We start from the raw sequence: 598 nt of genomic DNA on the forward strand, positions 1-598 counted from the left end.
ACTCGGACGTAGATACCGATTCAGAACTTGAAACTGACTCTGACGTTGAGGCTGATTCAGAAATTGAAACGGACTCTGACGTTGAGGCTGACTCGGACATCGACACCGATTCAGAACTTGAAACTGATTCAGACGTTGAAACTGACTCTGAGGCTGAAACTGATTCAGATGTTGACACCGATTCAGAGGCTGAAACTGATTCAGATGTTGACACCGATTCAGATGTTGACGCTGACTCGGACGTTGATACCGATTCAGAGGTCGATGCTGACTCAGATGTTGATGCTGACTCAGATGTTGATACGGATTCGGACGTTGAGACTGATTCCGATGTTGATGCCGATTCAGAAGTAGACACTGATTCGGATGCAGATGCCGATTCAGACGCTGACTCGGATGCAGAAACTGATTCTGAGGTGGACACTGATTCAGATACAGAAACCGATTCGGACGTTGACACTGACTCAGATGTCGATACTGATTCGGACGCAGATTCTGACTCAGACGCTGACTCGGATGCAGAAACTGATTCTGAGGTGGACGCTGATTCAGATACAGAAACCGATTCGGACGTTGACACTGACTCAGATGTCGATAC

1 protein-coding gene is annotated in these 598 nt (G+C 47.3%); it reads right to left on the reverse strand.

All coding sequences use genetic code 11. The annotated features are described in order from the left end of the window. On the reverse strand, window positions 1–598 hold a 598-nt coding region (locus LIZ08_RS10435), incomplete at both ends, for a hypothetical protein (RefSeq protein WP_319637127.1).

Source organism: Streptococcus sp. 210928-DFI.4.42 (assembly GCF_020554365.1).
Classification (GTDB): Bacteria; Bacillota; Bacilli; order Lactobacillales; family Streptococcaceae; genus Streptococcus; species Streptococcus parasanguinis_S.